At 68.5% G+C, this 26022-nt stretch carries 23 protein-coding genes; 7 read left to right on the forward strand and 16 right to left on the reverse strand.

Annotated features, from left to right (window positions below):
* Positions 1 to 7 precede the first annotated feature (7 nt).
* From pdeM to WCE59_RS04685, 6 genes are all read right to left on the reverse strand, one after another.
* Positions 8 to 697, reverse strand: coding sequence for a ligase-associated DNA damage response endonuclease PdeM (gene pdeM, locus WCE59_RS04660; protein WP_343257550.1), 690 nt, complete (start codon positions 695 to 697; stop codon positions 8 to 10).
* Positions 690 to 3170 carry a ligase-associated DNA damage response DEXH box helicase gene (locus tag WCE59_RS04665; RefSeq protein ID WP_343257551.1) on the reverse strand — a complete coding sequence of 827 codons (2481 nt, stop codon included), beginning with the start codon at positions 3168 to 3170 and terminating at the stop codon, positions 690 to 692. Before WCE59_RS04665 ends, pdeM begins: the two co-directional genes overlap by 8 nt.
* A complete protein-coding gene (locus WCE59_RS04670; protein WP_343257552.1) occupies positions 3170 to 4795 on the reverse strand; it encodes an ATP-dependent DNA ligase in 1626 nt (541 codons plus the stop codon). The genes WCE59_RS04665 and WCE59_RS04670 overlap by 1 nt, the downstream gene beginning before the upstream one ends.
* Entirely contained in the window at positions 4795 to 5820 is a 1026-nt protein-coding gene (locus WCE59_RS04675) for a ligase-associated DNA damage response exonuclease (protein WP_449284111.1), read from the reverse strand. The genes WCE59_RS04670 and WCE59_RS04675 overlap by 1 nt, the downstream gene beginning before the upstream one ends.
* A complete protein-coding gene (locus WCE59_RS04680) occupies positions 5817 to 6302 on the reverse strand; it encodes a pyridoxamine 5'-phosphate oxidase family protein (protein WP_343257554.1) in 486 nt (161 codons plus the stop codon). Before WCE59_RS04680 ends, WCE59_RS04675 begins: the two co-directional genes overlap by 4 nt.
* A 72-nt stretch (positions 6303 to 6374) precedes the next feature.
* On the reverse strand, positions 6375 to 7637 hold the full coding sequence (locus WCE59_RS04685; RefSeq protein ID WP_343257555.1) for a dicarboxylate/amino acid:cation symporter: 1263 nt from the start codon (positions 7635 to 7637) through the stop codon (positions 6375 to 6377).
* A gap of 134 nt (positions 7638 to 7771) precedes the next feature.
* Here WCE59_RS04685 and WCE59_RS04690 point away from each other — a divergent pair, with 134 nt between their 5' ends.
* From WCE59_RS04690 to WCE59_RS04700, 3 genes are read left to right on the forward strand one after another with little or no spacing between them, the layout of a single operon-like run.
* Positions 7772 to 9457, forward strand: coding sequence for an alkaline phosphatase (locus WCE59_RS04690; RefSeq protein WP_343257556.1), 1686 nt, complete (start codon positions 7772 to 7774; stop codon positions 9455 to 9457).
* Positions 9458 to 9513: 56 nt separating this feature from the next.
* A complete protein-coding gene (locus WCE59_RS04695) occupies positions 9514 to 10299 on the forward strand; it encodes a 3-hydroxybutyrate dehydrogenase (protein WP_343257557.1) in 786 nt (261 codons plus the stop codon).
* The gene (locus tag WCE59_RS04700; protein ID WP_343257558.1) at positions 10296 to 11501 is read left to right on the forward strand and encodes a patatin-like phospholipase family protein; all 1206 of its coding nucleotides are present in this window, start codon (positions 10296 to 10298) and stop codon (positions 11499 to 11501) included. Before WCE59_RS04695 ends, WCE59_RS04700 begins: the two co-directional genes overlap by 4 nt.
* Positions 11502 to 11522: 21 nt before the next feature.
* On the opposite strand, the gene WCE59_RS04705 is transcribed toward WCE59_RS04700, so the two are convergent.
* The 3 genes from WCE59_RS04705 to WCE59_RS04715 all read right to left on the reverse strand — a co-directional run bounded on the left by WCE59_RS04705 (position 11523) and on the right by WCE59_RS04715 (position 13232).
* Entirely contained in the window at positions 11523 to 12155 is a 633-nt protein-coding gene (locus tag WCE59_RS04705) for a DUF2799 domain-containing protein (RefSeq protein ID WP_343257559.1), read from the reverse strand.
* 102 nt (positions 12156 to 12257) lie between these two features.
* Positions 12258 to 12740 (reverse strand): YajQ family cyclic di-GMP-binding protein, encoded by a 483-nt coding sequence (locus WCE59_RS04710; protein WP_343257560.1) that lies wholly within the window; start codon positions 12738 to 12740, stop codon positions 12258 to 12260.
* A gap of 75 nt (positions 12741 to 12815) precedes the next feature.
* Positions 12816 to 13232 (reverse strand): CopD family protein, encoded by a 417-nt coding sequence (locus WCE59_RS04715; protein WP_343257561.1) that lies wholly within the window; start codon positions 13230 to 13232, stop codon positions 12816 to 12818.
* A 94-nt stretch (positions 13233 to 13326) separates the two neighbouring features.
* On the opposite strand from WCE59_RS04715, the gene WCE59_RS04720 reads away from it, so the two are divergent.
* From WCE59_RS04720 to WCE59_RS04735, 4 genes are all read left to right on the forward strand, one after another.
* Positions 13327 to 13920, forward strand: a complete 594-nt coding sequence (locus WCE59_RS04720; protein ID WP_343257562.1) for a class I SAM-dependent DNA methyltransferase — start codon at positions 13327 to 13329, stop codon at positions 13918 to 13920.
* Positions 13921 to 14015: 95 nt separating this feature from the next.
* A complete protein-coding gene (locus WCE59_RS04725; RefSeq protein WP_343257563.1) occupies positions 14016 to 15284 on the forward strand; it encodes a polyhydroxyalkanoate depolymerase in 1269 nt (422 codons plus the stop codon).
* A 35-nt stretch (positions 15285 to 15319) separates the two neighbouring features.
* The gene (locus WCE59_RS04730) at positions 15320 to 16270 is read left to right on the forward strand and encodes a peptidylprolyl isomerase (RefSeq protein ID WP_343257564.1); all 951 of its coding nucleotides are present in this window, start codon (positions 15320 to 15322) and stop codon (positions 16268 to 16270) included.
* A gap of 92 nt (positions 16271 to 16362) precedes the next feature.
* Entirely contained in the window at positions 16363 to 16656 is a 294-nt protein-coding gene (locus WCE59_RS04735; RefSeq protein ID WP_343257565.1) for a hypothetical protein, read from the forward strand.
* A gap of 162 nt (positions 16657 to 16818) precedes the next feature.
* On the opposite strand, the gene WCE59_RS04740 is transcribed toward WCE59_RS04735, so the two are convergent.
* The 7 genes from WCE59_RS04740 to WCE59_RS04770 are packed head-to-tail and all read right to left on the reverse strand — an operon-like array spanning position 16819 to position 26006.
* Complete coding sequence (locus WCE59_RS04740) at positions 16819 to 18615, reverse strand: carboxypeptidase-like regulatory domain-containing protein (protein WP_343257566.1); 1797 nt, start codon at positions 18613 to 18615, stop codon at positions 16819 to 16821.
* Positions 18612 to 20825, reverse strand: coding sequence for a hypothetical protein (locus tag WCE59_RS04745; RefSeq protein WP_343257567.1), 2214 nt, complete (start codon positions 20823 to 20825; stop codon positions 18612 to 18614). Before WCE59_RS04745 ends, WCE59_RS04740 begins: the two co-directional genes overlap by 4 nt.
* A complete protein-coding gene (locus WCE59_RS04750) occupies positions 20822 to 22000 on the reverse strand; it encodes a BatA domain-containing protein (RefSeq protein WP_343257568.1) in 1179 nt (392 codons plus the stop codon). The genes WCE59_RS04745 and WCE59_RS04750 overlap by 4 nt, the downstream gene beginning before the upstream one ends.
* Positions 21997 to 22884, reverse strand: a complete 888-nt coding sequence (locus tag WCE59_RS04755; RefSeq protein ID WP_343257569.1) for a DUF58 domain-containing protein — start codon at positions 22882 to 22884, stop codon at positions 21997 to 21999. The genes WCE59_RS04750 and WCE59_RS04755 overlap by 4 nt, the downstream gene beginning before the upstream one ends.
* A gap of 15 nt (positions 22885 to 22899) precedes the next feature.
* Positions 22900 to 23907, reverse strand: coding sequence for an AAA family ATPase (locus tag WCE59_RS04760; protein ID WP_343257570.1), 1008 nt, complete (start codon positions 23905 to 23907; stop codon positions 22900 to 22902).
* A 16-nt stretch (positions 23908 to 23923) separates the two neighbouring features.
* The gene (locus WCE59_RS04765; protein WP_343257571.1) at positions 23924 to 24622 is read right to left on the reverse strand and encodes a DUF4159 domain-containing protein; all 699 of its coding nucleotides are present in this window, start codon (positions 24620 to 24622) and stop codon (positions 23924 to 23926) included.
* 55 nt (positions 24623 to 24677) lie between these two features.
* A complete protein-coding gene (locus WCE59_RS04770) occupies positions 24678 to 26006 on the reverse strand; it encodes a TldD/PmbA family protein (protein WP_343257572.1) in 1329 nt (442 codons plus the stop codon).
* Positions 26007 to 26022 lie beyond the last annotated feature (16 nt).

A 26022-nucleotide genomic window follows, 5' to 3' on the forward strand; every position in this document is an offset into this window, starting at 1 on the left:
CTCGCCCTCAGGAGTCCGGGGACTCCGGACCGGAACGCCAGTCAGCATCCCGGTGGCCGACCAGCTCGCTGCGCGCGCAGGCGATCCAGCTGCTGTCCGCCTCCAGCAGCCAGCCGCCGGTAAAGGCGGAAAACGCGGGCAGGATGCTCTGGTGCGGGTCGAGGGCGAGCGCCGGATGACGGCCGGGCAGACCCGGGAGCCGCACCACCGGATGCACGTGGCCGCAGATGACGTGTCCGGCATCCGGCTCCGGGGCTTCGACAGGCATGTGGCGGAAGCGGAACGGACCGTCTGCAACGTCATCGGGCAGGTGCACCACGCCGGCGGCATCCGCCACCAGGGCGCGGTCGTGGTTGCCGGCGATCACGCTGCAGCTGCAGTCCGGATGGGCATCGAGAAAAGCCCGCCAGACCGCTTCTACCCGCGGTTGCCTCGGGCCGTGCAGGAAGTCTCCGAGCACCCATAGCTGGCTGGCGCCGGTTGCCCGAAGCAGGACGCCGAGTCTGGCCAGGTCGTGACTGGTGCCGCCGCTGGGAACCGCAATGCCGGCTGCGCGCAGAATGTCGCCCTTGCCCAGGTGCAGGTCGGCGATCAGCAGCCTCCGGCGCGCCGGCCAGTACAGCGCGCGATCGGCCAGCAGGCGTATCGGTTCGCCGGCGATCAGCAGGTCAACTGCGCTGCGTGAAGGATCATCCATGGCGCTTCTCCAGCTGCTCGGCCGCACGGCGCACGCGGGTGCGCCAGTCCTCGGTGCTGAGCTGGCCGCGCACCGATTCGGCCCACAGCGGGAATGCCAGCGGAGTCAGTCCACGCGGGCGGTGCAGGTCGAGCCGGCGCCCCCGACAGCGTTCCAGCGCCTGGGCCAGGCGGCGCACTTCCAGCTGCGATTCCAGCACTTCGCGCTCGGCCTGGGCCAGCAGAACGTGGCTGGGATCATGCCGCTGCAGCACATCGAACAGCAGGCCGCTGGAGGCCTGCAGCTGGCGCAGCGACCGGGCCGCGCGGCCGGGCAGCGACGGCGGCAGCAGACCGGCAACGCGCGCGATCTCACGGAACTGGCGCCGGGCAAGCTCGCCCAGATTGAGGCTTTCGCGCAGATCTTCCAGCAGGCTTTCGCCGGCCAACATGCGGGCTAGCAGCGCCGACTCCGGCCAGGCTTCCGCCTGGGCATTGAGCACCAGGCCGTAGTCGTTCACCGCCCATGAAAAGGTATTCGGTGCCTCGCGTGCCCAGCGCAGCGCCAGCAGCGGTGCCAGGCCTTCATGTACCGCCCGGCCGGCAAACGGGAACACGAACAGGTGCCAGCCCTGGCGGGTCTTCATCGCCTCCACCAGCAGGGTGTCCGGCGTGGGCAGGGCGGAGATCGCGGCCTGCAGTTTCAACAGCGGGGCAAGCGCCCGCATTTCCGGGCTTTTCACCGGCTCGGCAAGGATCGCTTCCACTTCCTCGCCCAGCTCGCCTGAAAGTGGCATGCGTCCACCCTGCCAGCGCGGCACGGTCCCCTCGCCCTTGCCGGCGATGCGCACGTACGCGGTCATGTCCTTGAACTGCACCAGCTCCAGGGTGCGCCCGGCGAACTGGAAGCGGTCACGCGGGCGCAGCCGCGAAACAAACGTCTCTTCCACCACGCCCAGGTACCCGCCCTTGAGGAAGCGCACCTGCACACCGCCATCGCTGGTGATGGTGCCGATCGACAGCCGGTGGCGGAAGGCGACGCGGCGCTCGTGCACCCGGTAGACGCCGTCGTCGTCTCGCACCACGCGCCGGTAGTCGGGGTAGGACTCCAGCGCGTTGCCGCCGCGCACGATGAAGTCCAATACCGCCTGCCACGCGGAATCGGACAGGCTGGCGAAGGCGTGAGTGCCGCGCACTTCTTCCCGCAGCGCATCCGCCTGGAACCCGCCGCCCAGCGCCAGCGTGACGCAGTGCTGGGCCAGCACATCCAGCGACAGGCGCGGCGGCGGGCGCGATTCGATTCTTCCCGCCGCCAGCGCGCGCCGCGCTGCCGCGTACTCGGCGAGTTCCAGCGCATGGGTGGGCACGCACACCACGTGGCCCGCCTCGCCCGGCCGGTGCCTTGCCCGGCCGCCGCGCTGCAGCAGCCGCACCATGCCCTTGGGACTGCCCACCTGCAGCACCTGGTCGACCGCGGGGAAATCAACGCCAAGATCCAGACTGGAGGTGGCCACCACGCAGCGCACGCTGCCATCGCGCAGCCCCTGCTCGGCGGCACTGCGCAGGCTGGCGTCGAGCGAACCATGATGAAGCGCCAGGGTGGATGGATCATCCAGCCAGACCGACTGCAGCGCGCGATGCCACAGCTCGGCCTGCGAACGCGTATTGGTGAACAGCAGGCTGCTGCCGCTGCGTTGCAGCACCTCGGCGACGCGCTCGAGCTGCGACAGGCCGAGGTGCCCGGCCCACGGAAAGCGTTCACCGCTACCGGGAAGCAGCGTTTCCAGGGTCATCTTCCTGCGACGCGGCGCGGTCAGGATCGGCGCGTCCGGGCGGTGCGGGAGCAGCACGTCGCGCGCCTCTTCCAGGTTTCCAAGCGTGGCCGAAAGGCCCCAGATGCGGGCACCCGGTGCCAATACGCGCAGCCGCGCCAGGCTCAGCTGCAGCAGCACACCGCGTTTGTTGCCCAGCAGCTCATGCCACTCATCCACCACCACGCCGCGCACGCCGGAGAAGATGCCGCCGGCATCGGGATAGGACAGGGCCAGCGACAGCGATTCGGGCGTGGTCACCAGCACGTCGGCCAGCCCGCGCCGGGCCAGGCGGCGGTCGCGTGCACCCGCGTCGCCGGTGCGCATGGCCACGGTCCAGGGCACGCCGAGGGCTTCGATCGGATCGCGCAGCGCACGCGTGGTATCGGCAGCCAGCGCGCGCAGCGGGGTGATCCAGAGCAGGCGCAGGCGCGGCGGCGCGTTGGCTGGCGTGCGCTTCGGCGCGGGTGCATCCCCCAGGCGCAGCGCCTCAAGCAGCGGGCCGCCCGCCGCGGCCAGGGTCTTGCCGCTGCCGGTGGGCGTGACCAGCAGGCCCGATTCGCCGCGCAGATAGTGTTTCCAGGCGGTCCGCTGGAACGGCGCCGGGCGCCAGCCCCGGGCGGCGAACCAGTCTGTCAGCGGCGCCTCGGTCCGGCCGCGCCGTCGTGGCGGCGTTGGGCCCATCACCGCGCCAGTGCCTGCAGGGTCTCCAGACGATCGGCTTCGCCGGCCGGCTCGTCCTCGCGCCAGCGCAGGATCCGCGGGAAGCGCACCGCGATACCTGATTTGTGGCGACGGGACACGTTCACGCCCTCGAAGCCCAGCTCGAACACGTGCACCTGCTGCACCGCGCGCACCGGCCCGAAGCGCTCCAGCGTGTTGGCCCGGATCCAGCGGTCCAGGCGCAGAATCCCGGCGTCGTCGAGCCCCGAGTAGGCCTTGGCCACGGGCACCAGCGCGTCGCCATCCCACAGGCCGAAGGTGTAGTCGGTAAACAGCATGCTGCGCCGGCCGCTGCCGGACTGGGCGTAGATCAGCACCGCGTCGATGGTGAGCGGATCCACCTTCCACTTCCACCAGTCGCCGCGTTTACGGCCGTGGCGGTAGGGCGAATCGGTGCGCTTGAGCATCAGGCCTTCCACGCCCAGATCGCGCGAGCCCTCCCGCAGTCCGGCGGCGCGTTCCCAGCTGGATGTCTCGACGCGGGGTGACAGGACGATACGCGGCTTGTCCTCTCCATCCGCGGTCTGTAAGCCGCCCAGCAGTTCGGTCAGCACCCTGCGCCGCTCGTGCAGCGGGCGCTGGCGCAGGTCTTCGCCTTCCAGCTCCAGCAGGTCATAGGCCAGCACCCGCGCAGGTGCGGCGGATAATGATTTCGGTCCCGGCTTCAGCCGCTGGATGCGGGTCTGCAGCGCGCTGAAGGGCATCGGCATCGACTCGCCCGGCTGCCAGGCCAGCAGCTCGCCATCGATCACGCAGTCATGCGTCAGCAACTCTGCCGCCGCTTCGATCTCTGGAAAGCGGCCGTCCATCCGCTCCTCCCCACGCGACCACAGCGCCACATCGTTATTGCGACGGATCAGCTGCAGGCGGATTCCGTCCCACTTCCATTCCAGCAGCCAGTCCGCGATGGGCCCCAGCGCGTCCGGTTCACCCTCCAGCGGCGAAGCCAGGAAGAACGGATACGGCAGCGCGGCGTCGCCTTTCTGGGGTTCGAGCGAAAGCAGGCCCTGCAGGAAGTCTTCGCTGGGCGTCCAACGCCCGAGCATGCGCTGGGCAATCAGGGCGATATCAACCCCGGACATTTCCGCCAGCGCCCGCTGCACCAGACCCTGCGACACGCCGACCCGCAGTGCCCCGGTGAGGAGCTTGTTGAAGGCCAGCCGCTCGCGGAAGGCAAGGCTGCGCCAGGCACCCACCACTACCGCGCGGCGCACTTCAGGATCGGCGTTCGCCACCGGGACCAGGCGCTGTTCGATCCATTCCGCCAGCCCAATGTCGGCCATCGCTTCATCGGCCGGATCGTCCAGCAGCAGCGCCAGGGTTTCGGCCAGGTCACCCACCTGGTGATGACAGGCTTCCACCAGCCACTCAGGGGTGCCGGCTTCCTCGCCGATCCAGGCACGAAGCTCACCGGTACCGGCAATCTTCCTGCGCGCGCCGCTCACCTTTCCGCCAGCCAGCAGCCACAGGGCCCACGCCGCATCACGGGGTGGCGCGTCACGGAAATAATCGATCAGCGCGCACCGCTTGTCGGTGGTGCCAGTGCTGCGGTCAAGGCGCTCGTAGAGGGCGGCGAAGCGGCGCATCAGTCGTCCTCGCCATACCCGGTGACGCCATACCCGGTGACAAACGTGCCCGTGTCGATGCCGCGCTCGTTGAGCACGCGCACCAAGGCGTCGGTATCGCCGTGGGTGGCAATGACCCGGCGCGCCCCGGTTTCTTCCACGGTGCGCAGCAGCGCCGGCCAGTCGGCATGGTCGGACACCACGAAACCGCGGTCGTAGTTGCGCCGCCGGCGGTTGCCGCGGATTCGCATCCAGCCCGAGGCAAAACCCTGCTGGGCCCGGCGGAAACGCCGGATCCACGGACTGCCGGCCGCCGAGGGCGGCGCGATCACCAGCCGGCCGGCAAAGTCGGCGCCGCGCGCTTCATCAGCGACCCGCTGCGTGTCCAGCATGTGCACACCGGCCTGGCGGTAGACCTGCACCCCGGCATCGATGGCGCCGTGCAGCCAGGCCGGGCGATCGGTGTGCGCGGCCAGCTCGGCCAGCACCCGCTGCGCCTTGCCCAGCGCATAGGAATAGAGGATCGCGACCTCACCATTGGCTTCACACTCCGCCCGCCAGGCTTCAATCTCCGCTGCTACTTCCGAGGCCGGCGGCCAGCGATAGATCGGCAGGCCGAAGGTCGATTCGGTAATGAACACATCGCAGGGCACCACCTCGAACGGCAGGCAGGTCGGATCCGGATCGCGCTTGTAGTCGCCGGAAGCCACCCAGACCTCGCCCCCAGCTTCGATCCGCACCTGGGTCGAACCCAGCACGTGTCCGGCCGGGTGGAATGACACCACCGCATCGCCGATGCGCACCCGCTCGCCCAGCGCGTGCACCCGGTAGTCCTGCTGACCCAGGCGCCACTCAAGGATCGGCAGGCCTTCTTCGGCGACGTAGTAGCAACCCATGCCGCCGCGCGCGTGATCACCGTGGCCGTGGGTGATGACGGCGCGGGGCACCGGGCGCCACGGGTCAATGTGGAAATCACCGGGCGGGCAGTACAGGCCTTGCGGCGTCAGCACCACCAGATCGCCCGGCACGGTCACGCCCTCGCTCAGCGCAGGTCGACCTGGCCGACCTTGTCCTTGAAATCCTTCTTCGGGTCCATGCCGAACAGCATCTTGACGCCGGCCAGCATGCTGCTGGCATCCGTCCACACCTCGGCGTCCTCGGTATCCAGCCGCAGCAGGCGCAGCTTCGGATCGTCCTTGCCCTCATACCAGGCCGAGACAAACGGATTCCAGAGGCGCTCCACCACCGCGCGGTCGGTATCCACGCGCAGGGTGCCGCGGATGCTGGCGAACAGGTCATGGCCTTTGGAAGCGAAGCCGGCAACTGCCCGGCCACCGCCCTGTCCGAGCTGCTGCACCAGCGCGTTGTCGGCCGAGGTGAAGAACCAGATCGGCGAGCGGCGCTCCTCGCACTGGGCGGTCATCGGCCGGGCGTGGCCGTCTTCCTTGCCGTCCAGCCCGAGCATGACTGTGCGGTCGTCTTCCAGGGCCTTCCAGAATTTTTCTTCGAGTTCGCGGGGATCGGTCATCGTTCGCTCCGGGTGGGGGTTGGAGCCCGATGTAATCACCGCGCGGGTGACAGCCGCGTTGGCGCCCGCTGGCTATCTGCTGTCGGAGACCTCTTCCACGCCGATGTTGCTGGAAGCGCGCTCGTAGGCTTCGCGGTCCAGCAATCCGGTCTCCTTGGCCACCAGCACCGGCACCAGCATCTGCCCGGTCACGTTGGTCATGGTGCGCATCATGTCCAGGATGCGGTCGATCGCCAGCAGGATGCCCAGCACCTCCAGCGGCAGCCCGGCAGCGCTCAGCACCACCGTGGCCATCACCACGGCCGTGCCCGGCACCCCGGCGGTGCCGAAGCTGCCCAGCACCGAGGCCAACAGGATGATCATGTACTGGGCGGCGCTCAGCTCGATCCCGTAATACTGCGCGGCGAACACTGCCGCCATCGCCGGGAAAATCGCGCCGCAGCCATCCATCTTGATGCTCGCGCCCAAAGGCACCGCAAAGGCGGCGTAATCCTTGTCCACGCCCAGGTTGTGGGTGGCGCTGCGCAGCGCCACCGGCAGCGACGCAAAGCTGGACGAGCTGGCGAACGCCACCTGCATGGCCGGCGCCGCCCCGCGGAAGAACTTGATCGGGTTCAACCCATGGGTCAGCAGCAGGCCGCCATAGACGAACACGATGTGCAGCGCGCAGGCCACGTAGATCGCGATCACGAAATTGCCCAGCGGCAGCAGCTGTTCGAAGCCGTAGGTCCCCACCAGGGCGCCGATCAGGCCGAAGGTGCCGATCGGGGTCACCTCCAGCACGAAGCGGGTGACCTGGATCATCGCTTCGCTGCCCTGACCGACGACCTTGCGCAGCGCTTCGGTGCGATCGCCCAGCTTCACCAGGGCGAAGCCAAGCAGGCCGGCGAAGAAGATCACCTGCAGGATATTGCCCTCGGCCAGCGCCGCGAACGGGTTGGTCGGCACGAGGTCCAGCACCACCTGGACCGGGGTGGGCACGTCGCGCGGCACGAAGTCCGCCGGTGGCAGCAGGTCCACGCCGTGGCCGAGGCTGATGAACGAGGAGACCGCGAACGCCACGCCCACCGCCAACACCGCGGTGGCCGCGAACCAGCCGAAGGTACGGCCGCCCAGCTCGGCCATCCTGTGCTGCCCGTGCAGCGCCGAGACCGCGTTGAGCACGGCGAAGAACACCAGCGGGACGGCGATCATGCGGATCAGGTTGATGTACAGGGTGCCCAGCGGCTGCAGCCAGGTGCCGGCAGCGGGGCCCATCAGCCAGCCCACCAGCGCGCCCAGCACGAAGCCCGCGGCCACGCGCTGCCAGAAGGGAATTCGGAACCACCAGGCCATGGCACACCGTCGTCATTACAGGGAACAGGAGACCTTAACCCAGCGCCGCGCCCCGGCGCGGTCTTCTAACTGCAACACAGCAGCGCACCAGCGGCGGCATAATGGCCGCTTTACATTTCCCGCCCCCGAGATCGATGCGCATTCCTGTCCTGTGTTGTCTTGCCACCCTGCTCGCCGCCTGCGCCACGCCCGTCCGTGACCAGGCTCCCACCGCCGCCCGGGCACTCAACATCGCACCCATCGCAGTGCCCACCATCGAGCGACCCGCGGGTGAAACTCCGCAGTGGTGGTTCCAGAGCGGTGCGGCCGCGGCCGCCGAACGCGGCGCGATGGAGGGCAATGCCCGCAACGTGATCCTGTTCGTGGGCGACGGCATGAGCCTGACCACCGTGGCCGCCGCCCGCATCCTGGCCGGCCAGCGCGAGGGCGACGCCGGCGAGGAATACCGGCTGAGCTGGGAAGACTTCCCGCACACGGCGCTGTCGCGCACCTACAACACCGACATGCAGACCCCGGATTCGGCCGGCACCATGAGCGCGATGGCCACCGGGGTGAAGACCCGCGCCGGCGTGATCAACGTCGACCAGACCCGCCCGCGCGGCGACTGCAGCGCCTACGGCGAGCGCGGCCTGCTGAGCGTGCTGGAACTGGCCCAGAGCGCCGGCATGGCCACCGGCATCGTCACCACTACCCGCATCACCCACGCCACGCCGGCGGCGACTTTCGCCCGTTCACCCGACCGCAACTGGGAAAACGACGCCCAGGTGCCGGCCGCGGCCCGCGATCTGGGCTGCACCGACATTGCCGCCCAGCTGCTGGAGAACCCCTTCGGCACCGGCCCACAGGTGATTTTCGGCGGCGGCCGCCAGCACTTCCTGCCGCAGGACGCACAGGACCCGGAGCGCGATCGCACCGGCCGGCGCACCGACGGGCGCAACCTGATCAGCGAATGGCAGGCGAACAACCCCGCTGGCGCCTTCGTGTGGAACCGCGAGCAGATGCAGGCTGCCAGCGGTGAAGGCCCGATCCTGGGCCTGTTCGAATACGACCACCTGCACTTTGAAGCCGACCGCGCCGAGCAGGACCCGGACGAGCCGAGCCTGGCCGAACTGACCCGCGAGGCGATCAGCCGCCTGCAGGACAGCGGCGAAGGCTACGTGCTGCTGGTGGAAGGCGGCCGCATCGATCACGCCCACCACTACGGCAACGCCCACCGCGCCCTGGTCGACACCGTGGCCATGGCCGATGCGGTCCAGGCTGCCGCCGAAATGACCGACGAAGCCGACACCCTGATCCTGGTCACCGCCGACCACGCCCACACCCTGACCTTTGCCGGCTACCCGGCGCGCGGCAACCCAATCCTGGGCAAGGTCAGCACCGATCCGGGCAGCGCGGACGGCGACACCCTGGATGCCACCGGCCTGCCCTACACCACCCTGGGCTACGCCAACGGCCCGGGCTACGTGGGCGCCAGCGACAGCCAGGCGGAAGGTCCCAAGACCCATCCGCACCACGGACGCGGCTACCGTGCAGCCGACGGCCGGCCCGACCTCACCGGCGTGGACACCGCCCACCGCGACTACATGCAGGAGGTGACCGTGCCGCTCAGCAGCGAAACCCATGGCGGTGACGACGTTGGCGTCTGGGCGCGCGGCCCCGGCTCGCACGCCGTGCGCGGCAACGTGGAGCAGCATGTGCTGTATCACTTCATGGTCCAGTCCAGCCCGCGTCTGCGCCAGCGCCTGTGCGATGCGGACCTGTGCAACGCCGACGGCGTCCCGGTGAACCTGCCCCATCCCGCAGATTTCATGCGCCCCTGATCCGACCCGCTTCGACCGGTATGCTGCCGGCAATCACCGAACAACGGAGCACCCGCATGAACCGACTCGACGGCAAGGTCTGCATCGTGACCGGCGCGGCCAGCGGCATCGGCAAGCGCATTGCCGAGGTCTATGCGCAGGCTGGCGGCCGCGTCGCCATCGCCGACCTCAAGCTTGAGGCCGCGGAGGCCGCCGCGCAGGCGATCCGCGACGATGGCGGCCAGGCCATCGCCGTGGCCATGGACGTCACCGACGAACAGCAGGTGGTCGATGGCGTGGCGAAAGTCGTCTCCGAATGGGGCCGCGTGGACGTGCTGGTCTCCAACGCCGGCATCCAGATCGTCAACAAGGTCACCGATTTCAGCCTGGCCGACTGGAAGAAGATGCTCGCCATCCACCTGGACGGCGCTTTCCTCACCAGCCGCGAGTGCCTGCGCGACATGGAGAAGCGTCGCGAAGGCGGCGCGATCATCTACATGGGCTCGGTGCACTCGCACCTGGCCTCCAAGCTCAAGGCGCCCTACGTCACCGCCAAGCACGGCCTGCTGGGCCTGTGCCGCACCGTGGCCAGGGAGGCCGCCGAATATGGCGTGCGTGCCAACGTCATCTGTCCGGGCTTCGTGCGCACCCCGCTGGTGGACAAGCAGATTCCCGAACAGGCCAGGGAGTTCGGCATCAGCGAAGAGGAAGTGGTCAAGGACGTCATGCTGAAAGACACCGTGGACGGCGAATTCACCACCGTCGATGACGTCGCCAACGTGGCGCTCAACCTGGCCGCGTTCGAGACCAACGCGCTGACCGGGCAGAGCGTCGTGGTCAGCCACGGCTGGTTCATGCAGTGAACAAGCCGGCGGCGATCCGCGAGCGGGTCGGGCGCTATCCCGTCGTCGCCCTGGTACTGCAGGGCGGCGGCGCGCTCGGCGGCTACCAGTGCGGCGTCTACGAAGGTCTGCACGAGGTCGGGATCCGGCCGAACTGGTTTGCCGGCATTTCAATCGGCGCGATCAACGCGGCGATCCTGGCGGGCAATCCTCCCGGGGACCGCGTCCAGCGTCTGCGAGACTTCTGGGAACTGATCGCCGAGCCCGCCGCCGGCCCGCTGGGGCCGCTGACCGCCGCGGTGCGCGGCACCGTCGCCGCCTTCCCGGAAGATCCCACCCTGCTGTCCTGGGCCCGCGACATGGGAGCAATGGGCGCGATGCTGGCGGGCCAGCGCGGGTTCTTCGAGCCCCGTATGTTCTCGCCGTTCCTGTTCGCCGATGGCAGCCCGCAGGCCACCAGCTTCTACGACACGGCGCCACTTCGCGACACGCTGGCGCGCTTCGTGGATTTCGACCGCATCAACAACGACCGCAGCGTGCGCCTGACCGTGGGCGCGGCCGGCATCACCAGCGGCAACTTCCGCTATTTCGACAGCGACCGCGAAGCCATCCGGGTCGAACACATCCTCGCTTCCGGTGCCCTGCCGCCGGCGTTCCCGGCGGTGGAGATCGACGGCGAGTGGTACTGGGATGGCGGAATTGTTTCCAACACGCCGCTGGAATACGTGCTCGGCTGCCGCCCCGACGGCGACACCCTGGCCCTGCAGGTGGACCTGTTCAGCGCGCGCGGCGCGCGGCCGCAAACCATGCTGGACGTGCTCGAGCGCAGCAAGGACATCCGCTTCTCCAGCCGCACCCGCCACGGCACCCGCATGGTCGAGCTGGAGCAGCAGCTGCGCTCGGCCCTGTACGAGCTGATCGAACGCCTGCCCGAGGGCCAGCTACCGCCGCACCTGGCCGACGTGTTCGCGCCCTACCTGGACGACCGGGTGTTCAATGTCATCCATCTGATCTACCAGAAAAAATCGCACGAGCAACAGCACAAGGACTACGCCTTCGGCCGCATCCCGCTGCGCGAGCACTGGCAGAGCGGCCTTGAGGACATGGCGATGACCCTGGAGCGCCCGGAGTTTTTCGACCTCCCGGATCGCAGCCTCGGCGTCGCTACCCACGACGTGCACCGCATCAGCAACGACTCCTCCCCAGCCACGCCCCCCAAGTAGGCGCTGGGCCATCTGAAGGCCTCACCAGCCGCCGCGATACCGGGGTTCGAGCAGGTACAGCACCCGCTGCAGTTCGTGCTCGGCCATTTCACGCTCGCGCCGTGCCTGGGTCAGTTCGCGTTCGGCATGGCGCAGGTCGCTCCGCAGTGACTGCAGCTCGTCGGCCAGCGCTTTGCGGTTGTCACCGCTCTCCCCTGCCAGGCGCTCGCGTGCGCGATCGATGTCGCGCTGCAGGCGGCGGATCCGCGTTTCCCGGGTGCTGACATCCGAGCGGGCCCGGGAGGCCAGCTGGTCCGCATCGTGAACGTGGCGGCCGTCGGCATAGCCGGTCAGGAACCCACCCTCGATCTCATACGTGCAGACCCCATGGTAGGTGCGACCATTGCGCCCGGCCACGAACCCGCCGTGCGGCGTGCAGTATTCCTGCAGGCCGCGCTCGCGCCCGTCGAAATAGGCGTGCGCGTCCACGCCCACGCCGTGCGCGGCGCAGGCGGCTTCATGATTGCCCAGGCGCGAAGGCGGATGACCGACGGCACCGTCCTGGTAGCCGACGCGCAGCCAGTTACCGCTCAGGCATTCGCCCTGGGTCATGGTGGCGCAGCCGGAAAGGCCAAGCGCCAGCAGGATCACGACCAGTACCGCACTCGAACGCATGCGCGTCCCTCCATGGATACGGGCCGCTCCGGCGTAGGGCGGCCAATGACTGCATGCACGCGGCCCGGCGCCCGAACAGGACATCGGGCGGGGATTACCGTTTCAGTCGCGGAAGTTTTCGAACTGCAGCGGCAGCTCGAATTCCTCGCCGCGCAGCAGCGCAATGGCGGCCTGCAGGTCGTCGCGCTTCTTGCCGTTGACCCGCAGCTTGTCGCCGTTGATCTGGCTGTCGACCTTCAGCTTGGCGGTCTTCATGGTTGTCTGGATCTTCTTGGCCAGCTCGCGGCCGATGCCCTGCTTGACGCTGACCTTCTGCCGGGCGCGGGCCAGGTTGGTTTCCACCTCACCCATCTCAAGGCAGCGCACGTCGATGCTGCGCGCTGCCAGGCGCGCCCGCAGGATGTCCGACATCTGCTGGAGCTGGAAATCACTGGGCGCCGACAGCGTGATGGTCTCGTCCTCCAGCTCGAACGTGGCGTCCACGTTCTTGAAGTCGAACCGGTTGGAGAGCTCCCGGTTGGCCTGGTCCACAGCGTTGGTCAGCTCGTGGGAATCCACTTCGGAAACGATATCGAACGAAGGCATGGCAACACCCTTTGTAGTCAGTCAGCTGGTAAAAAATCCGGTTGGCGGCAGCAGCAGCCACCGCCAACCCGGTAATCAGAACGGCTTGGCCAGCACCAGCCAGATGACGGCCAGCAGCAGGAACACAGGAATTTCATTGAACAGGCGCAGCTTGCCGCTGGTGGTGAGCGCAGCGCCCGCGTTGGCACGCTTCAACCAGCGCCCGGCCACGATGTAGTGGGCCAGCAACAGCGCCACCAGCAGCAGCTTGGCATGCAGCCAGCCGCCCACGACGCTGAACCCCATCCACAACACCAGCCCCAGCACCACCGCCAGCCCGAACATGATGTGCCCGAAGCGGTACAGCCGCTGGCCCATCAGCACCAGCCGCGCACGCACATCGGCGGATTCGCCGGCCTCGGCAATGTTCACCAGGATGCGCGGCAGGTAGAACACAGCGGCCATCCAAGCGATAACGAACAGCAGGTGGAACGTCTTGGTCCACAGATACATTTTTACGACTCCCCGAATTCATCTGACAGGATCGCACAACCCGCTATTCCGATTCACGCTCCTACAATAGACAGTGGTTTCCGGGATCCGATGGATGGAAAAGCAGTACGACCGCGAATATTTCGACCGCTGGTACCGCGGCGCCGGCCTTGGCGGGCCGCAGCGGCTGGCACGCAAAGTGGCGCTGGCGGTGGCCACGGCCGAATACCACCTGGAGCGGCCGATCCGCACGGTGCTCGACATCGGCTGCGGCGAAGGCGCGTGGCGCGCCCCGTTGCTCAAGCTCAGGCCCAAACTCGACTACCTGGGCTTTGACAGCAGCCTGTACGCGATCGAGCGTCATGGCGCCCGGCGCAACCTGCACTGGGCCCGGTTCGCCGATTTCGAACACCTGCGCCCCTGCCCACCCGTGGATCTGCTGATCTGCGCCGATGTGCTGCACTACCTGCCGGCGCGCGAGATCGACCGCGGCCTGGCGGGCCTGGCCGAGCTGTGCGGCGGCGTGGCGTTCCTGGAAACCTTTACCCGCCAGGATCAGACCATCGGCGACGACGACGGCTTCCTGCGCCGCCCCGCCAGCTTCTACCGCAATCGCCTGCACGCCGTTGGCCTGCAGCCGCTGGGCTCGCACTGCTGGCTTTCGCCGGCGCTGGTTGAGGACGCCACGGCGCTGGAACTGCCCACCTGACGCCTTTGGCGACGCCCCGACCCCGGTTCATGCCGCTGTGACGTCGTTCGTATATTCTGCACCGCAGCAATCCTGCAGAAGGGCTTCCCCAACGCATGCTCCTGTATCAGTTCCACGAGCTCGGCCGCGCCATGACCGCGCCGCTCACCTATTGGGCCGAAGCCAACGCCAAGGCGTTTTCCACCTCCAGCAGCTGGCTTTCATCGCTTCCCGGATCCGATGAGCTGTCGGCGGCGAACGAGCTGTTCTACCGGGTCGGCAAGGACTACGAAAAGCCCGAATTCGCCATCCATCAGGTGGAGAAGGACGGCCACGACGTGCCGGTGGTGGAAAAGGTCATTGTCGAGAAGCCGTTCTGCCGGCTGCTGCGCTTCAAGCGCTATACCGACGACGCCGAGAACATCCTGGGCATGAAGGACCAGCCGACGGTGCTGGTGGTGGCGCCGCTGTCCGGGCACCACTCCACCCTGCTGCGCGACACCGTGCGCACCCTGCTGCCCGACCACAAGGTGTACATCACCGACTGGGTCGACGCGCGCATGGTGCCCAGGGAAGACGGCGGATTTACTCTGGATGATTACGTGGCTTACGTGCAGGAATTCATCCGCACCATTGGCGCGGAAAATCTGCACGTGATGGCGGTATGCCAGCCGGTGGTGCCGGTGCTGGCGGCGATCTCGCTGATGGCCACGGCCGGGGAAACCACGCCGCTGTCGATGGTGCTGATGGGTGGACCGGTGGACGGACGCAAGTCGCCCACGGCGGTCAACAACCTGGCCACCGAGAAGCCGCTGTGGTGGTTCGAGAACAACGTGATCCACCAGGTGCCAGTGAACTATCCAGGCAAGGGCCGCAAGGTCTATCCGGGCTTCCTGCAGCACATGGGGTTCATGGCGATGAATCCCGAGCGGCACTTCCAGTCGCACTGGGATTTCTACCAGGACCTGCTCAAGGGAGACGGCGACGATACCCAGGCCCACCGCCGCTTCTACGACGAGTACAACGCGGTGTTGGACATGCCGTCCGAGTACTACCTGGACACCATCCGGATCGTATTCCAGGAATTCCTGCTGCCGCGCGGCGAGTGGGACGTGGCCGGTGAACGGGTCGATCCTTCCGCCATTTCACGCACTGCGCTGCTGACCATCGAAGGCGAGCTGGACGACATCTCCGGCCAGGGCCAGACCCACGCCTCGCACGAGCTGTGTACCGGGATCCCCAAGGCGAAGCGCACGCAGGTGACGATGAAGGGCGTTGGCCACTACGGCATTTTCAGCGGTCGCCGCTGGCGCACGCTGGTGTACCCGCAGGTGCGCGACTTCATTGCCGCACACACCCCGGGCAAGGCCGCCGCGCGCAAATAGTCATTTCTGCCAGAATCGGCCCTTTCCGCATCTGGATGGTCGATATGTCCCACCGCCGCTTTGCCCTGCCCGTCCTGCCGTTGCTGGCCAGCACGCTCCTTGCTGCGATGTTCATCGCGGTTCCCGTCACGGCCGAGGAGCCGCTGCCGCCCACCATGGGCGAGCTTCTGGCGTCATCCAGCGCGGATGACTGGCGCGAACTGGATGCGGACAACACGCTGTATCTGGAGCTCGACGCCGGCCGGGTGATCATCGAGCTGGCGCCGGACTTCGCCCCGGCGCACGTGGAAAACCTGCGCACGCTGGCGCGCGAACACTTCTGGGACGGGCTTGCGATCTACCGCTCGCACGACAACTTCGTGGTCCAGTGGGGCGATCCGGCGGAAGGTGACGCGCGGCGATCGCTTGGCAACGCACGCGAGTCGCTGCCGGCGGAATTCGAGCGCAATGCCAGCGGGCTGGACTTCCTGGACTTCCATCGTCTTCCGGACGCCGACGGCTGGGCGCCGGAAGTGGGGTTTGCTGCCGGTTTTCCGGCCGCGCGTGACCCCGCCACCGGCAAGGCGTGGCTGGCGCATTGCTACGGGATGGTGGGAGCGGGCCGCGGGGCGGAGCCCGATTCCAGCATCGGCACCGAGCTGTACGCGGTGACCGGCCAGTCGCCCCGCCAGCTGGACCGCAATATCACCGTAGTGGGGCGGGTCGTGGACGGCATCGAACTGCTGAGCCCGATGCCACGTGGCTCCGGCCCACTGGGATTCTATGAAGATCCGGCCCAGCGCACCCCGATCCGTACCGTGCGGCTGGCCTCCGATGTCCCGGAATCCGGGCGCACGCCGTTGCAGCTGCTGCGCACCGATACGCCGCTGTTCGACGCGGTGGTGGAATCGCGCCGCAACCGCCGCGACGGCTGGTACCTGCACCCCGCCGGGCACATCGACCTGTGCAACGTGCCACTGCCCACGCGGCTGGCCGGGGAAGGTTGAGAAACGCGGGCAACAGGGTCGCCGCCATCACGGAAGCTTCGCTCCCGCAGCCCTAGCCTGCGGCTGCCCCTGGACCTGCAAGCGAGACCGCCATGCCCATGCTCCACATCCGCCTGACCGGCAACGATGACGCCGTCCGCGGCATCATGAATCTGCTGCAAAGCCTCGACGGCATCGAGCACGTCGAGGAAATCGCCGACCTGATGACGCGCATGGATGATGAAGACTCCAGTTCCGCCGGTCTGCACGACGTGCGCGGACCGGACACGCACGAAATCGAGGTGGAAGCACCGAACCCGGCCACCGCGCGCAAGGTGCGTGAAGCGGTCGAGGCGCTGGCCTTCGATCTGGACGCGATCGTGGAATTCGAGGAAGACGAAGGCTGAGCCTTCGCGCATCCGAGGCCGCACACTCGCATGTGTAGGAGCGCGCCATGCGCGCGAAGCCGCGTGACACCGATTGTCGAACCGGGGCTTCGGTAACGGTGCTGTGTCCGACGCCACGTGGCACCGCCGGGATTCACGCGGTTTCGCGCGCATGGCGCGCTCCTACATCTGGGGGCGACGGCGCTCCAGCCACCACAGCGTGCCGATGGCGCCCAGCCAGGCCAGGAACCAGGGCCAGGACGGTCCGCGACGCACTTCGGCCGATCCCGGGCCTGCCGACTTGATCATTCCTGATCCGGCTATCAGCCGCTGCGTGGCTTCCTGCAGTGCGGCCGCCTCGATTCCGGGCGCGGCGCCCGCGGCACGCACGTGGAAATGCCAGCGCCCGTCTTCCGTTTCCAGCAGGTGCCAGCCAGCGGTTTGCGGCCAGTAGGCAGCGCATCCCGCTGCGCCCGTAGCAGGGTCCACCAGCACGGGGGTCAGCTGCCCATCCGGGTCCGTCACCACTGCCTCCGGTTCCATCAGGCCGCAAACGGCCATCCGCGTTCCGGTTCGCGCGTCAGGCTCGAACCACGGCGCACTGTTGGCCGTCGGCCGCGCCAATAGGGACACCATTGCGCTCCACAGTTGCGCGTGCAGATCCCCGCGCCCGGCCAGCGCCAGAAGATAGCTGTCAGTCAGCGTCCACAGGCCCACCCGACCCCGGCCATGCGGCCGCCACCAGGCGAAGTCGGTGTCAGCCCCGGCCTGCAGCGGCACGGCGTCGGTGGATTCAGGCCGCAGCGCCCGCCGCTCCAGCTCCGGAAGCGCTTCGGAGGCCAGCGCCGGCTCAAACGGGGCTTCGTCGCTGCCCGGGCCCATGCGCGCCCGCAGCAGGCCGGCATCCGCAATTGCCGGCAGCGCCACCGGTTGCACATGACCCTCGCCTTCCACCGCCATGCCCAGCGCTGCCAGCTGGCTGCGGGCTGTCGACGACAGCGGGCCGTCCACCCGTACCAGCAGCCCGAGGCCGGCGGCCATAGCGTCCACGAGTGCTACGCGGCGCGTATCTCCCAGGCCCGCGAGCGCACGCGTGTCGGCAATCACCAGATCGACGTCATCAAATCCCTCCGCCGTAGCCGGTGCCGGGCCATCACCCAACCCCACACCGCGGCCCACGGAGACTTCCACATCCACGTCCAGCCCTGCATCCGTGGCCCAGCGGCGCAGGTGACGGAACTCGGGGTTGGGTGCACCGGCGAGCAGCAGCACCCGCGGCGGCGGATCCGCTGCGATCTGCACAGGCACCGGCACCCGGCCCACGTCTTCCCCGTCGCCATCCAGCGTCTGAACCGAGTACTGCGCCAGCCCGGGTGCGCGCGCGTACCCGGCCAGGCTGAACCGGCCGCTGTCGTCCACAACCACGGTATCCACCTGTTGCCCCGCGGGATCCAGAAGTCGCACCTCCCCACCTGCAACGCCCTCCACACGGCCGCTGACGGAAAATTCCGCCCCGGGCACGACGCGCGTAGGTGCGTACAGATGGCTCAGGCCCGGCGGCAGCGGTGCAGGCTGGAAATCCATCAGCAGGCCACGCGCCGCATCGCGGTCCCGCGGTACCAGCCCGTGGCCCAGCACCTGCAGCGCCATGCCCGGATGACGGCGCAGCGCGGTGGCCAGATCCGGCACTGGCAGCACATCCGGTACAGACGGGGCTTCCGGCAGCGACACCACCACGGCCCCCGTGGCCCGGGCAGGATCCGCGCCGGCGGTCAGCACGCTCAGGGTGGCGCTTTGCACCGGCAGCTGGGGTGGCATCAGGGTCAGGTACAGCAGCCCGGCGGAGAGGGGCTGCAACAGCATCAGCAGAGCGAAGCGGCCGATCGGACCGGGAGTGCGCCGCCGACGCCACAGCAGGCGCGCCCATGCCAGCAGGACGGCCAGCGCAAGCAGCAACGGCAGGATCAAAGTCGCGCTCAAGGCTCATCCTCCATGTGCTGCGCCTCCAGATGCAGCGCCTCCAGGTATCGGCTGCCGGCTGCATCCGCCTCGGCTCGGCGCGGCGCCTGCGCGGCCGGACGCTCAATCAGGGTCCACAGCAATGCACGCAGGCCCTGGCGGCAGGAGGCGCAGTCGGGCTCGCGGCGCAGCGCATCAAGGGCCGCGACCAGCGCCAGCGGATCGTCGAGGCGGTCCGCGTTGGCCGCGGCCCAGGCATCCAGCAGCTCAAGGTCCGCGTCTTCGAACCCCGGGGCGTCCGCCATGGCCTGCCACAGCGACTCAAGCTCGCTTGCCTCCAGATCACGGCGGCTCGGCGCAAGTGGCCGTCGGCCAATGCCGTCGCGCTCGCCTTGCAGGCGGCGGCTTTCATCGATCGGCGGCAGCTGCGTACCGACCCGGGCCAGGTAGATGCGGTCGGCTTCGCGCACCTGCTGGATATACGTCAGCGCGCGATAGGCATACGGCAGCGCCCTGGCCGGATCGCCCTGACGCAGCGCCAGCTCGGATTGCCACATCTCGCCGAGCGCCAGGCGCAGGGTTTCGCGGGTGCGCGGATCCAGCAGGGTCGCGGCCTCGGGCAGGTCATGCAGGTGGGCGTATTCCTCCAGCACGCCGTCCATGCTGCCGAAGGCGGCCGCCTCACGCGGCTGTCCGTCTGCATGGCCGTGGTCGTGTCCGTGGTCGCCTTCGCTATCAACCGGCGCGGGGAGCGGCGTGGGCTCCTGGCCGAAATCGTCGATCGGCAGCAGGGTCGGCGCGGGCACGGGCGACGCATCGTCCACCGGCAGCCCGGGGCCATCTTCGGCCTCTTCACCCATGAACTGGCCGTAGCGCAGGCGCAGGATGCGCTGGTCCACGCCAAGGGCGTCGGAGCGTCCGGAGAACTGTTCCGCCTCCAGTGATGGCCGCTGCTCCAGCAGTGACTCGGCGTCGATGATGATCTGGCGCTGGCTGCGGAAATACGCCGGCAGCACATCGCGGGCAAAGGCATCCAGCCCTTCGACATCCGGCGGCGGCGGCGGGGGCCAACGCAGGATCAGGCTGGGGCTGCGGCCCGTCTGCGGGTTGGGCGCGCGGTTGTCCCGCACCTCCAGCCGCACCACCAGGTCTTCTCCGGGCGCCAGGCCGAGCGCGATCGGATCCAGAGTGGTTTCAAAGCGCCGGCGCGTTGGCGCACCGCTGCCACGCAGGGTGCGGGTGCTCTCGGCGAACGTGATGTTCTCGCCGGTGCCCTGGGCCAGGATGAGGTGCAGGGTGGCGTTGGCAGCCACGCCATAGTCATCGCTGGCTTCGAAGGCGAGCTGCCACTGGCGCTGGCCCGGGTCCATCAGACTCAGGCTGCGCTCGGGCGCCAGAACCTTCACCGAAGGAGGCTGGTCGGTGACGGCCTCCAGCCGGTGCAGCGGGGGGATCGGCTGCCCGGTCCCGCCCTCGGCGACGATCCGGTACAGCACCGAACGCGCCAGCACGTGTTCCCCGCTCCAGTCGCCTTCAATCTGCTCCAGGGAGGTTTCTGCGTCGTCATGGAATACCAGCGCCGCGCTGGCGGGCTCCGGGCTGAAGCGCAGGGTCCAGCGCAGCTGTGATCCCTCCGGTGCCTCGACATCCAGCGTATCGGCGTCCCAGGCTTCCAGACCGGTATAGGCCGGCGGCTCGACGCTGAGGCGCCACGCCTCAAGCTGTGGGGCGCCGGGGGCAGCCGTCTGGGGAGGCACGGATCGCATGCCGTCACGGTCGACCGCACCGGGCCACAGCAGGGCGGCCAGGATCACAAGCACGGCAGCCACGAGCGTGAGCCATGCGGCGCGGCCCGGCCAGGGCGGCCGCATGTCCGGCATGGGCGCGGTGGCGATGCGCTGGCGCAGGCGCTCACGCTGCAGACGCTGCAGGGGTCCGAGTTGTTCACGCGCTGAAAACAGCAGGGCGGCGCTGTCTTCCATGTCGCTGCGGCTGGCATCCAGCTTCTGAGACAGCCAGCGCGCATCAATCCTCCGCGCGCGCCAGACAATGAATGCCACTGCGATGGCCAGGCCCACGCCGGCTGCCAGTACTGCAGCAGCCACCCCTCCCAATCGCCACGCCAGTACGGCGCCGGCGGCGACCGGCGGAAGCGCCAGCAACCCGCTCGACAGCACCACCCGCAGGCGGGCCGCGCGCATTGCCAGTCGAAGACGCAGGGCCGGGCTCATGGCCGCTCTCCGTCCGCCGGCAACTGTCGCCTGGGCGACGTCGCCAGCCAGCGTTCAAGCAGGAACGCCAGCGCAATCAACAGCGCGAACCACGGACGCAGTTCACGGGGATCCTGCGGCCAGGTGGCGCTGACCTGCAGCGGCGCGTGGGTGGCCGCGGCCACCGTTGCTGGAGCGGGTGCCACCCCTTGCAGTACGTCGCGCAGCTGGTCTGGGAAGTCGGGTTCAAGCAGCTGCGGCATGTGGGCAGGCGTGAGCTCGCGGGTGAAACGCAGCACGCGGCCGTGTCCGTAGGACGCGCCTTCCACCAAAGGTTCGCCCGCCTCGTCGCGCCACCAGGCAACAGCGCGCGCAGGCAGTTCAACTTCCGCCGAAGCGTCGAGCAGCAACACCCCTCCGTCGCGGGTCCAATCCAGCACTGTCTCCGGTACGGGACCACCGACCAGCCACGCAAGGTGGGTAGCGGCGGGGTCCAGAGGCGCGTCGACCGGTCCCGGCTGAAGGGCATCGCCGGCCTGCACATCCGGATCGTTCCATGACGCTGCGGCCGCGCGCAGGTAGCGCAGCGCGGCTGCCCTGTCGCCGTCATAGCGCACGTCCAAAACCAGCGGCTCCCGGACAAAAGCTTCGGAAGCCTGCATCGTGCCCGGCAGCACGTGCCAGCCCACCGGACGCGACAGCTGCGGTCGCTGCGCATCCATGCCGTGCAGCCACTCGGGCACCGCCACGGTGAGGGAGGCGCCCGACGGCAGCTCCGCGTCCAGCTGACGCAGCAGGCTGGCGACCGGCACAGCGCCGGTCGGTGCGGAGCTATCCAGCGGCGGGAAGCCCGGTGCCAGCCAGCGCGGCGGCTCCGCGCCTTCGGCCAAGGCCCGCACCTGGGCCGTATCCACGCCAGGCACCGCCACGGTCCAGCCTGCGGCGTCCTGTTCGCCAAACAGCACCGGCCGTGCCAGCCACAGCGCCAGCAGGACCAGCAACAGCAGGCGCAGCAGCAGCAGCGGCCATTCCTCGATCCGCACGCGCCGCTGTGGACGCGCTGCCTGTCGCAGCCAACGCAGGGCCGCAAACGGGGTCGGGACCATCTGGCTGCGCCGTGCCAGGTGAATCAACACCGGAAGCAGCAGCGCGCCGAGCGCCGCCAAGGCAGCGGGCAGCAGCAGGCCGAGGCTCATGGCCGTCCCGCTCCCGCGAACAGCTGCCGCAGCGGCCGCTCCAGCGGCTCATCCAGCACGTACACGGCGTGGCGGATACCGGCTGCATCCAGGCGCGCCCGCAGCGCGCGCTGCGCGGCTCCGAAGCGGGCCAGGAACCCTTCCCGCATCGCCTGGCCATCGCCGGGCAGTTCTGCGCCAGTCTCCGGATCGCGGAAGCGGCGCCCGTCTGTGAACGGGAAATCACGTTCGGCCACGGTCAGCAGCTGTATGGCCAACACCTCGCGCCGCGCTGCCGCCAGCTTCGTGGCCAGCGCCACGGAGGTGTCATCAAAGAAATCACCCAGCAGGACCACCACGTCATCCGGGCCGATCCGCTGGCGCAGCGATTCCAGCCGGTGTTCAGCGGGAAAGCCACCCCCTGCCGTCGCTTCGCGCAGCGCCAGCAGCAGCCGGTCACGCTGGCGCACCCCGGCCGCAGGCGGCATGAACGAAAGACCATCGTTGCCCGCCAACACCAGGCCGAACGGATCACCCTGGGCCAGGGACACTTCGAAAACGCTGGCGGCAAGCGACTTGGCCGCCTCCAGCCGCGACCAGTCGCCACGTCCCTCATCCACCTGCCCCATTGAGGCACTGGTATCCACCACGACCCAGATGGCCAGCGGGCTTTCCCGCTCGGCCTCGCGCACGTAGAAACGGTCGCTGCGGGCGTAGAGCTTCCAATCGATCCGGCGCAGTTCATCGCCCGGCTCGTAACCCCGGTACTGCACGAACTCCTGACCCGCACCACGCTCGCGGCTGCGGTGCTGGCCAAACCCACGCCCGCCCGCGGCACGACGCGCGCCAATCCGCAGCGCACGCAACAGGCCGCGCACCTGCGGCGGGACCGGATCCCAGGCCATCACCGCGCCCGCGGATCAGTCGGCCGCGGTGCCCGGCGGCGGCACCTCGCGCAGCAGCGCCGCGACCACATCATCGGCGTGCACGCCTTCGGCCTCCGCAGCAAACGACAGCAGCAGGCGATGGCGCATCACCGGCGCCGCCAGCGCCGTGACGTCCTCGCGGGTCGCGGCCAGGCGGCCCTGCAGCAGCGCCCGGGCCTTCGCCGCCAGCACCAGTGACTGGGCCGCACGCGGGCCGGCACCCCACTTCACGTAACTGTGCACGGCTTCGGGAGCGCCTTCGCCGGGACGGCTGGCACGCACCAGGCGCACGATCCACTGCATCAGATCCGCACCCACGTGCACCTGCCGCACCAGCGCCTGCAGCTCAAGCACCGCCGCTGCATCCATCACCCGCGGCACCTCGGCCATCCCGGCGCCGGTGGTCTGCTCAACGATGGCCAGTTCCTCGGCCTCGTCCGGGTACTCCACCCGCAGCTGCAGCAGGAAGCGATCCAGCTGGGCCTCGGGCAGCGGATAGGTGCCACCCTGTTCAATCGGGTTCTGCGTGGCCAGCACGAAGAACGGCGCCGGCAGCGCATGGGTCACGCCGGCGTAGCTGACGGTGCGCTCCTGCATCGCTTCCAGCAGCGCCGCCTGGGTGCGCGGCGGGGTGCGGTTGAGCTCGTCGGCCAGCAGCAGATTGGTGAACACAGGTCCCTTCTGGAAGCGGAAGCTGCGATGGCCGGTGCCGTGATCTTCTTCCAGCACCTCGGTGCCGAGGATGTCGCTGGGCATCAGGTCCGGGGTGAACTGCACTCGCCGGAACTCCAGCTCCAGCGCCTGGCCGAGCGTGCGCACCAGCAGCGTCTTGCCCAGGCCGGGCACGCCTTCCAGCATGCAGTGGCCGCCGGCCAGCAGAGCCACCAGCAGCTGTTCCACCACCTCGGCCTGGCCAACCACGGCCTGGCCAATGGCTTCGCGCAGCCCATCGAGCGCGCCCAGGCGCTGCTGCACATCGGATTCGGTCAAGCGGTCGGTCATTGCAGGGTTCCGTGGTTCACGCAGTCAGCGCGTAGATGACGATATTGACCGCGAACTTGGTGTTGTCTTCGGCCAGGAAGCGCTTGTTGCGCCAGTCGTAGTCCCACTCGCAGCCGTAGTCCTTGTTGCTGTAGAGCACCCCCAGTCGGCCATCGATTTCGATGCCCTTGAGGTAATCGTGGACCAGGTCATCGCCCCAGCCGTTGAGCTCGAAGCTGGTGGTGGGCGGACCGTCGGGGAAGCGGAAAAAGCTGTTGTACAGGGCATGGCTGTTGGGCAGCTTGTGCAGCGCATCGTTGCCGAAGATCGACGCCATCTGCGTCTCGAACGACTTGGCAAACAGCCCATCGATATCGTGGTTGCAGTCGTCCACGAACACGAACCCGCCATTGCGCACATAGCGCTCGAAGTTGCGCCGCTCGGCCGGATTGAACTCCACCAGCTTGTGCCCGGCCAGATAGCAGAAAGACGCCTGCAGCATGCGCGGATCGGCCAGGTCCAGCACCTGCTCCTCGGGATCCACCCGCAGGTTGGTGTAATCGATCAGCGAGGTGATGACGTTGGACGGCATCCGCGCGTCCACGTCCCAGTTACCCGATTCATAGCGCAGGCGGGTAAACCGGAAGTCATACCCGCCCGCGGCCAGCAGCGGCCGCGGCAGCAGGGTTGCTGCCGCGCCGCCCAACATCAGCTTCAGGAACTGCGCGCGGTTCATGTCCCTATTGTAGGAGCGCGCCATGCGCGCGAAGCCGCGTGAATCCAGGCGATCTTCACACCGCGTCGGAGAGCGAGGTGAATGTGAAGTCGCGCAGGCGCATCGGCGGCAGCATCATCTGCATGCGACCCTCGCCCACGCGCACCGACCGGCCCAGTTCGTCGATGTTGTTGAGCATGATCACCGGCGACTCATTGAAGCGGAAGTTCTTGATCGGATAGCGGATCTGGCCGTCCTCGATGTAGAACGTGCCGTCACGGGTCAACCCGGTCAGCAGCACGGTCTGCGGATCAACCATGCGGATGTACCAGGTACGCGTGACCAGCACGCCGCGCTCGGTACCGGCGATCAGCTCGGGGGTCGACTTGTCGCCACCGGACATGATCAGGTTGCCGGGGCTGCCCGTCGCCCGCTGGCCCTGCTGCTGGGCCCAGTAACGCGAATAGTTCAGCGAAGCGACCTTGCCGTTCTCGATGATCGGCATCCGTTCGCGCGGCATGCCCTCGCCGTCCCACGGCATCACCGGCACGTCCTCGTTCCACGGATCTGCAATCACATTGACCCGCGGGTCGAACAGCTGCTCGCCCAGCCGGTTGCCGCCACCGCGCTTGGAAAGGAAGCTGCGGCCCTCATCGGCGGTACGCGCATCGAAGAAGCGCATCATGAACGACACCAGCCCGGCCACCGCGGCCGGCTCCAGGATCACCGTGTACTTGCCCGGCTCCAGCGCGCGTGCACTGGCCGAGGAGGCCGCCTTGCGCATCGCCACGGCGACGTCGCGCCCGGCGTCGAACTCGTTGGCATGGCGCAGGTTGCGACCCACCCAGCCCGAGCCCTGCCCGTCTTCGGTACGCACGGTGCAGGTGTAGTCGAAGCTGGTGCCGCGCTGGTAGCCGAAGTTGCCGTTGCTGTTGGCAAACGCGGTAAAGCTCTGTCCGTCTTCCAGGAATCCCGCCGCCACCAGGCCCTGCTCACGGCTGGGCGCGATGGAGTCGGCCGCCACGCCGGCGCGGAAATCCGGGGTGATCGCCGCGGTGGATTCACTGAACGTCGGGCTCGGACGGTACTGCTGCGGCCCGATGGCGGGCATGAACTCCGCGTTCTCCGGGGCCAGGCGCGCCAGGTCTTCGGCCCGGCGCACCACGCGCTCCAGGGCCTCATCGCTGAACTCGTTGATCGTGGCCGTGCCAACGCGCTTGCCGAACGCCACCTGCACGCTCAATTCGGCGTTGGCGACTTCGCCGCTGGTGGACACGCTGTTGCGGGCAAAGCGGATGTTGCCCTCGACCGACCCGCTCAGGGTGGCGGTGCATTCGTCGGCATTGGACAGGCCGACGACCTTGTCGAGGATCGCGCGGGCCTGCTCTTCGGTGAAGATAGTCATGTTGTGAAAGTCTCCC

Origin of the sequence: Luteimonas qiangzhengi (genome assembly GCF_039548515.1) — a bacterium.
GTDB lineage: Bacteria > Pseudomonadota > Gammaproteobacteria > Xanthomonadales > Xanthomonadaceae > Luteimonas.